At 65.0% G+C, this 8,708-nt stretch carries 4 protein-coding genes; all 4 read left to right on the plus strand.

Translation table 11 applies throughout. The features are described from left to right. Positions 1 to 225 precede the first annotated feature (225 nt). The 4 genes from ACP7EY_RS23500 to ACP7EY_RS23515 are packed head-to-tail and all read left to right on the plus strand — an operon-like array spanning position 226 to position 8,395. Positions 226 to 1,758: a TIGR02677 family protein gene (locus ACP7EY_RS23500; RefSeq protein WP_426197678.1), complete on the plus strand. Its 1,533-nt coding sequence runs from the start codon at positions 226 to 228 to the stop codon at positions 1,756 to 1,758. Beyond that, a complete protein-coding gene (locus tag ACP7EY_RS23505) occupies positions 1,755 to 3,032 on the plus strand; it encodes a TIGR02678 family protein (protein ID WP_426197679.1) in 1,278 nt (425 codons plus the stop codon). Before ACP7EY_RS23500 ends, ACP7EY_RS23505 begins: the two co-directional genes overlap by 4 nt. After that, positions 3,032 to 7,189 carry a TIGR02680 family protein gene (locus ACP7EY_RS23510; RefSeq protein WP_426197680.1) on the plus strand — a complete coding sequence of 1,386 codons (4,158 nt, stop codon included), beginning with the start codon at positions 3,032 to 3,034 and terminating at the stop codon, positions 7,187 to 7,189. Before ACP7EY_RS23505 ends, ACP7EY_RS23510 begins: the two co-directional genes overlap by 1 nt. Positions 7,190 to 7,192: 3 nt before the next feature. After that, positions 7,193 to 8,395, plus strand: coding sequence for a TIGR02679 family protein (locus ACP7EY_RS23515; RefSeq protein ID WP_426197681.1), 1,203 nt, complete (start codon positions 7,193 to 7,195; stop codon positions 8,393 to 8,395). Positions 8,396 to 8,708: the final 313 nt, after the last annotated feature.

Raw genomic sequence — 8,708 nt, forward strand, 5'->3', positions numbered from 1 at the left:
GTGAAACGATATTACGCCGATGATAGTGCTGCAACCAGTGTGAAAGTAGGTTATCGTCAGGCTAGTTATAGTGAGAAAACCCCGTACAGCGATGTGCGGGGTTTTTTTACGTCTGGCGCATGATATCGACCTGCTGACTGGTCCATGGTGTGAATCCGTTTCGTCGCCCCAATTTGACTGCTACAATGACTTCTTGATTGATGCTACTTAGGCAACAATACTCTGATGAGCAATATTCCGTACACCGCCGGAGAACTGTTTCGTCACATAAGCGCCGACAAGGCGTGCTTGTATCGCCACATCATGGACACCTTTGCAGCGGCCAAGCGCCAGTTTCGTTTGCAATTGCGTCCCGACGAGGTACGGCTCGAGGCCGACTGGCGCGGCGCACCGCCGTCGATTGACGAAATTCAGATGGCGTTGGTGCAATTGGCCGATTGGGGGAATCTGGAGTCGCAGCCGGACACCACGCGAGTGGCAAGTATCGAAGATTTTTACCGCGCGCGCTTTCTGTACCGCCTGTCGCTGGGCGGTGAGGCGGTCGAAGCGTCACTGATCACCTTCGCGCAAGCGCTGGCACGGCGCAGTGAATTACAGACGGTCGCTCTCGAAGATATTCTGACGCAATTGGGCGCACTGCGCACACTGGTCGACGCGCCCGCCCTCGATCCTGCCAAGGTGCACGGCGTGCTGCGCGACTTGGTGCGGGTGTTCGAAGGCCTTGCCGACAACGCGCAGGCATTCATGGCCGGCGTCGGCCGCACGATCGAGTTGCAGCAAGCCGATCCCAACGCTGTGATGGTCTTCAAACAAAAATTGATCGACTATCTGCAACGGTTTGTCAGCGACCTGGTCGGAAGGTCGGGGGCGATCGTCCAGGCGCTCAGCGGGTTGTCCTCCAGCATAGATCCCTTGCTGGCCCTGGCAGCGCAACGTGAAACGCGGGATGCGGCGCCGGGCGACGAGCAGTCCCAGGTTGCGGTTTATGAACAACGCTTGGCCAGCTGGCGTGAACGTTGGCATGGTCTGTCGCGGTGGTTCATCAGCGACGGCCATATTCGGGCGCAATCTGAATTATTGCGGGCGAAGGCGCGCGCGGCGATTCCGCAATTGCTGGCAGCGGTGGCCGCCCTCAACGAACGCCGCAGTGGCCGTAGCGATCGCTCCGCGGATTTCCGCATCCTGGCGCGCTGGTTCGCCGACACCGCCAGCGATGCGCAAGCGCACCGATTATGGCGGGCGTCCTTCGCGCTCAATCCGGCGCGCCATCTGAGCCTGCTTAGCGAACCGGTCGCTGGCGGTGATCCGGTACCTGCGTCGACGCCCTGGGCCGATGCACCGGCCGTCGCCATCCATCCACGCTTGCGCGAACGCGGCGAGGCGACCCCGCGCGGTCCGGCACCGCACGTGCGTGAGCGCGCCGCGGAACGCGCCATGCTCGCGCTGCATATGAGCGAGGAGCGTCACCAGGTCGAGGCGGCGCGCGCGGCGCTGGCCACTGGCAGTCCTGTGCGGCTCTCGCAATTGGGGTGCCTCGACCCGCATGCCTTCCGCTTGTTCCTGTCGCTGCTGGGCGAGGCGCTGACGGCCCAGGCCTCGCCCGAGCAAAGTGTGTCGCGGCAGACCGCGGATGGCTTGCTGCGGATCCGCCTTGAACCGTTGGCCGCCGATTCCCGCGCCCGCATTGACACCAGCCTCGGCGTATTTTCCGGACGTGATCATCTGCTGACCATTACGCCGACAATGGGGGCGTCGTGAGCGTGCCTGTCAAACCACGGCGCCCAGATGCGCACGCAGTGCGCGAGGTGATGAGCCGGCATTACGAGGATGAACGGCGCGACGCGTTGCGTGCTTTGTTGATGGCGCCATTGATGACGGCGGCCCACCCGGCCTTTGGCGCAGTGCGCCGCCACGCCGACGCCTTGCGCGACTGGTTCTCGCAGAGTACCGGCTGGATACTGCATATCGAGCGCGACTGCGCGCGCCTGTACAAACGGCCGGCCGATCTCGCCGATGCCACGCGCGGGGCGGCGCAGTTTGACCGGCGCCGCTATGTGCTGTTCTGCCTGGCCTGCGCTGCGTTGGAGCGGGCCGATCCGCAAATCACCTTGCGTACGCTAGGGGAAAAGCTGTTGACCCTGGCCGCGGAGCCGGAGTTGGCGGCGCGCGGCTTCACATTCCTGCTTGACGCCCAACATGAGCGGCGCGAGCTGGTCGCGGTATGCCGCTTCCTGCTTGCGCTGGGCGTGCTGCACCGGGTGGCCGGCGACGAAGACGCATTCGTCGCACGTGCCGGTGACGCCTTGTACGACGTGCAGCGACGCGTACTGGCCAGCCTGCTCGCCGCCACCCGCGGTCCCTCGACCTGGCCGACCGACAGCGCGCCCTCGACGCTCGAGGAACGCCTGCGCGCCATGGTCGATGAATACACGGCGGACAGCGAGGAGGGGCGGCGCAGCGCGATGCGCCACCATCTGGCGCGCCGCCTGCTCGACGACCCGGTCGTCTATTTTTCCGAATTCGATACGGACCCCGCGCTGCTTGCGTATTTCCATTCGCAGCGCGGACCGCTGGCGGCGCGCCTGTGCGATGCCACCGGTCTGGTACCGGAACAGCGAGCAGAGGGCCTGGCGCTGGTCGACGAGGACGGCGATTTGACGGATGTGGTAATGCCGGCGGAAGGCACCTTGGCCCATGTGACCTTGCTGGTCGCCGAATTTCTGGCAGGCGCCGACCAGGCGGGTCATTGCGTGCCCGATGCCGGCGTCGCCGCTTTCATTCGCAAAGCAACGCCCGTCTACGGACGCTATTGGCGCAAGGCGGCGCGTGAGCCAGGCGCGGAGGCGGAACTGGCGCGCGACGCGCTCGCCAGGCTGGCCATGTTGCGCCTGATTGAACACGATACCGACGGCGCGCGCGCCTTGCCGGCCCTTGCCCGCTTCTCGATGGGCGACACCCACATCATTGCGCGCGCGACCGCGACCGCGCCCGCTGGTCCGGTCGTGCATGACAATCAGCCGGACCTGTTTTAATGAATGACAGCCGCTTTCTTGCCGATCCAGGGCACGCCACGCAGGGCGCGCTACCGGCCCTGCCGGAACCGGCCCGTTTGCGCTGGCAGCCGCTGCGCGTCGGGCTGGTCGAGCTGTTCCATTACGACAGCGAGGAGTTCTGGTTCCGCGATGGCCACTTGCTTTTACGCGGAAACAATGGCACCGGCAAATCGAAAGTCTTGTCGCTGACGCTGCCATTTTTGTTCGATGCGCACATCAAGTCGTCACGCATCGAACCAGATGGGGATCCCGGCAAAAAAATGGCGTGGAATCTACTGTTGGGAAAACACGAGCGCCGTCTGGGCTATGCCTGGATCGAATTCGGACGGCTTACCGAGGACGGTCGTCCGGAATACCTGACGCTCGGTTGCGGCATGGCCGCGCAGGCCGCGCGCAGCAGCATCGACAGCTGGTTTTTCATGACTGCGCGGCAGCGCATGGGCCAAGATCTGTGGCTGATCAACCCGCACCGGGCAGTGCTCACAAAGGACCGGCTCGGTGCGGCGCTGGGCGCCGATGGCCAGGTCTTCGACAGCGCCGGGGCCTATCGGCGCGCGGTCGATGAGCGTCTGTTCCAGCTGGGCGAAGTGCGCTACGGCGCCTTGATGGATACCCTGATCCAGCTGCGCCAACCCCAGCTGTCCAAGAAACCCAACGAGGACAATCTGTCGGGCGCGCTGACGCAAGCGCTGCCGCCGCTGGCGGACGACTTGCTGGGCGACGTGGCCGAGGCAATGAGCCAGCTCGAAGAATATAGCGCGCAGTTGCAGGAATTGGGCGCCCTGCACAAGGCCATTGCCCAGTTCAACCGCCGCTACCAGGTCTACGCGCGCACCGCTGCGCGGCGCCATGCCAAAACACTGCGCACCGCCCAAACCGCGTTCAACAACGCCAGCGGCGACCTGCACCAGGCGCGCGCTGCTTTGGCGTCCGCGCAACAGACCGAGACAGCGTTACAGGCACGCATCGCCAGCGCCGAGGCCACGCTGATCGAGCAACGCGCCGCATTGGCCGAGCTGCGGGCCGATCCGACCATGCGCGATGCTAGCCGGCTGGACGAAACGGCGCGCCACGCGGAACAGCGCCGCAGCCAGGTCACGCAGGCCCAGAGTGCGCTCGAGCAGGCGCGCCTGCGCCAGCGTCGCGAGGACGACGCGCTGGTGAGCCGCGCGCGCGCGGCCGATGCTGCGCGCGCCGCACTGGCGGAGTCGCTGGTGCCGCTTGCCGTGGCGGCAACCGCTGCCAGCCTGACCGAACGCGACGATTATCGCGCTGTGCTGGTCCAGTTGGGCGATCCCGCATCTCTGGCATGGATGGCGGCGGGGCCTTTCGCGCTGCTAATGCAAAGTTTGCTGGCCCTGGTCGCGCGCCGACGCGACGATGTGGCGTTGCTGCGACGGCGGCTGCGCGAGGTGGAGACGGCAGAACGGGATCGCCGACACGCCCGCGAGGGACGGGATCGGCTCGCCGACGAATTGGCCGACATGGTGGCTCAGGTGGTCGCCGCCGAGCGCAACATCGAACAATGCGGCGCTGCGCTGATTGAAGCATGGCTCGATCATTTCAACACCTTGGGCGAATTGCGCGTGGACGATGCCGATACCGCACTGGCGTCGTTGGTCGATTGGGTGCGCGTGCTGGAAGGGGAAAATCCGGCGCGGGCCGCGTTCGATCGTGCGCGGCAGCAGGCCAGCGAACGGCTGGCCCGGCAAGCGGCGCAAGCGAGCCAGCGGTCCATGGACATCGACGCGCAGCTGGCCGGGCTGCTGGCCGAGCATGCGGCGCTTGAACGGGGCGAGGACCGGCGTCCGCCGGCGCCTTATCCTCGTGACGCGGCGGCCCGCACCGATGGGACGCCCGGCGCGCCGTTGTGGGAGCTTGTGGAGTTTCGCGCTTGCCTCGGCGCTGGCGCCGCCGGGATCGAAGCGGCGCTGGAAGCTGCCGGCCTGCTCGACGCTTGGGTCACGCCGGAAGGTGCACTGTTGACGACCGATCGCTTCGACACAGTTTTGGTGGCGCGGCCGCCGCAAAGCGCGTCGCTGGCCGACTGGCTCGAGCCCACCGCAGGGACCGCGGTCGACCATGACGTCGTCGAACGGCTGTTGCGCAGCATTGCCTGCGGCGAGCAGGAGGCGGTCGATGCCGAGGCCTGGGTTGCACCGAGCGGACGATTTCGGCTCGGCCCCTTGCGCGGCGCCTGGGGCAAGGCGGCCGTCGAATACATCGGCGCCGCCGGCCGCGCGCTGGCACGCCAACGGCGGCTGACCGAACTGGCCGCGTTGATCGACGACCTGGGTGGCCAGCTGGCGGCCGCGCGCGCACTGGAAGCGCACATCGCTTCCCGGCAGCGTTTGGCTGGCAACGAGTGGCGCGCAGCGCCCGCCGACGATGACCTGCGGACGGCGCATGTGGACGCCAGCGCCATGGAGCGGCAGCGGCGCATGGTGGTCGTCAGAATGGAGACCGCGCAAGCGCAGTGTGCCGCCGCGGAAGAACGCTGGCAACACTGTCACACGCAACTGCTGCAGGATGGGGATGATCTTCAACTGCCGGTCGATGCACCAGGCTTGGCCGATACCGAGACGGCGCTATTGCGTTTCGAAACCAGTGTCCAGACGCTGCTGCTCAAAGCGCAAAGCCTGCGCCACGTCTTGCCGGAACATGTCCGGCAGCTTGAGCGTGCACGCGAAGCCGCAGCCGATGTCGGCGCATGTCAGGCGCGGCGCGAGCAAGCGGGCCGCGAGCTCGATGAGATGACTGCGCGCCTTGCCATCTTGCGCGCGACAGTCGGCGTCAAGGTGGAAGAGCTGCGCAGGCGGCTCGCTGCCACGAATGACGCTGTCGCGGACGGCGAGAAGCAACTGCGCGCCGACCAGACATCGCTGCACGAGGCCGGCGCACAGCGTGCGAAAAGCGAACAACGGGTCGAGAACGGCGCCGCCCTGCTGGACGAGCGTAGCGAAGCACGCCATCAGGCGATTGTCGGCCTCGAACGTTTCGCTGCCACCGGACTTCTGGCAGTGGCGCTGCCGCAGTTCGATGTCACGGGCGCGCCGTGGACGATCGAGGCGGCGCTGAACATGGCGCGGCACGCCGAGCAGGGCTTGCAGGACGTCGGTGCGAATGACGAGGACTGGAATCGCATCCAGAATCATGTGTCGCGCGACTACACCGAGTTGCTGACCGCGCTGACGGCGCTGGGGCATCAGGCCCGGGCCGATACCACCGACTTCGGCCTGGTAGTGACCATCATCTACCAAAGCCGCCCCGAGCGGCCTGACCTGATTGAACTGCGTATCATGGAAGAAATCGCGCAGCGCAAGGAGTTGTTGACGGCGCGCGAGACGGAGGTCCTCGAGAATCATTTACAGGCCGAGGTGGCGGCCGCGATTGGGCGCCTGCTGCAGGATGCAGAGCGCCGTCGGGACGCCATCAACGCCGAACTGGCAAAGCGGCCGACATCGACGGGAGTGCGCTTCAAGCTGGTCTGGGAGGCGCTGTCTGAGGGGAGCGAGGGGGCGCCCGTCGGTCTCGATACGGCGCGCAAGCGGCTGCTCAACACCAGCTTCGACGCATGGTCGGAGCAGGATCGCAAAGTGGTGGGCGCAATGCTGCAAAACCGAATAAGCAGCGAACGCGCGCGCGCAGACGCCGACCAGGGCGGAGGTGGCAGCCTGCTCGATATGCTCGGGCGGGCACTCGATTACCGCCGCTGGCACCGCTTCCGCGTCCTGCGTTGGCAGGACGGACAATGGCGGGCGCTGTCGGGGCCCGCTTCCAGTGGAGAGCGCGCGCTCGGACTGACCGTGCCTTTGTTTGCGGCGGTATCAAGCTTTTACAGCCATGGCGGCTCGCCGCATGCGCCGCGTCTGGTGCTGCTCGACGAAGCCTTCGCGGGCATTGACGACGCCGCGCGTGCGCATTGCATGGCACTGGTGCGCGAATTCGATCTCGATTTCGTCATGACCAGCGAGCGGGAATGGGCGTGTTATGCCGAGCTGCCGGGCGTCTCGATTTGCCAGTTGCAGCGCCATGAAGGCATCGATGCCGTGTATGTGTCGCGCTGGAGCTGGGATGGCCTGGCGCGTCGCGCCGAAGACGACGGTGCGCGGCGTTTTCCGGATTCCCAGGCTTAGAAGATGGTCGACCACGAACGGCTACAACGACTACTTGGCGGCAGCGCCCTTGCGCCGTTGCGGCTGCGGCTGCGCGGCCGATACGAACGGGGAGCGGAAATTCCCGTGCTCACCTTGGCCAAGCTCTCTGCGAGCGAACGCGAGGCATTGTGCGGTTTGCTGGGCCGCCGCGCCGGGCGGGCTGGCAGCCTGCGCTTTCGCATCGAGGATATGGACGAGGCATTGCGCAACGGTGGGCTGGCCGACTCCCTTCGCGAGGCGCTTGATGTTCTTGACGGGCCGATCGTCGATCTCAGCGCACAGCGGGCCGTGTTGCTGACCCAATGGGAGCGAGTGGCAGCAACATGCACCGAGCCGCGGCTGGCTGCGTTGCTCGATGACGCGCGCGCAATGGGGATGCTCAAGCGGCTATCGCGCAGTAACCCTGAGACCGCAATGGCCATGTGCCAGGCGGCCGCGCGCGTGATGGCCCGGCTGCCGGCGTGGGGGCAGGCGCGTTCCCAACTGGCGGCCGACGTTCTGGGCGACGCTCACGGTCTTGATGCGGGGCGGCCAATTGCGCGTCTGGTGTTGTCGGCCTTGCGCAAACGAGCGAGCGAAGCGGAGGAGGACAACGACGAAACAGTGCGCGAAATCTGGGCCGGCGCCGGGGTGATGGTCAACGAGTTGGCGCGCCCTGCGCTGTTTCTGAATATGCCGGGAGCGCAGGCGCAGGCAGGCGAGCCCGCATTCATTTCCTTGCGTGCGTTGCTGCGCTCACCGCCCACGTGGAGGGTCGCCGGCCAGCTGGTTTCAGTGTGTGAAAATCCCAACGTGGTAGCGATCGCAGCCGATGTCCTCGGTGCCCGATGTGCACCGCTCGTGTGTACCGATGGCATGCCCGCTGCCGCGCAACGTGTCTTGCTTGAGCAACTCAGAAAAGCCGGTGCCGTGTTGCGTTATCACGGAGACTTCGACTGGCCCGGCATAGCGATCGGCAATCTGATGATGCGCCACTTTGGCGCGCAGCCTTGGCGCTTTGGTGCGCGAGATTACGAGACTGTTGTTGAGCGCAGCGTGGCCGGTCGCGCCCTGGGCGCATCCAACATCGAAGCGGACTGGGATGACAAGTTGGGAAGTGCAATGCGCAAGAAGGGAGGGACCATCGATGAAGAAGCTGTGGCGGCTGATCTGCTGAGCGATTTGACGCGACAGATCATCTGTTAATTTCAACGGAAAGTCCTTGCGGCGTACGTGACATGTTTGTTATAGTTCGCCTCCCCGAGAAATAGGTTAACAAAAACAAGGACTTGGGGCTGTTTGCAAAGACAGTGCAACAAAAAAGAGGTTGACGAGAAACGCGAAACGCTGCATACTCTTCCCTCTCTGCTGCAACGAACACAACGCTTCGTACCGCACAATAAGCAACACCGAATAAAGTTCTTTAACAATTAACAGTCGATAAGTGTGGGCGTTTGATGAAAGTGCCAGTGACTTCGGTCACTGAAGACTTAAATTATCAAATGTTCACAAAAAAGAA

Source organism: Massilia sp. DWR3-1-1, from assembly GCF_049898325.1.
Lineage (GTDB): Bacteria > Pseudomonadota > Gammaproteobacteria > Burkholderiales > Burkholderiaceae_D > JAFCUW01.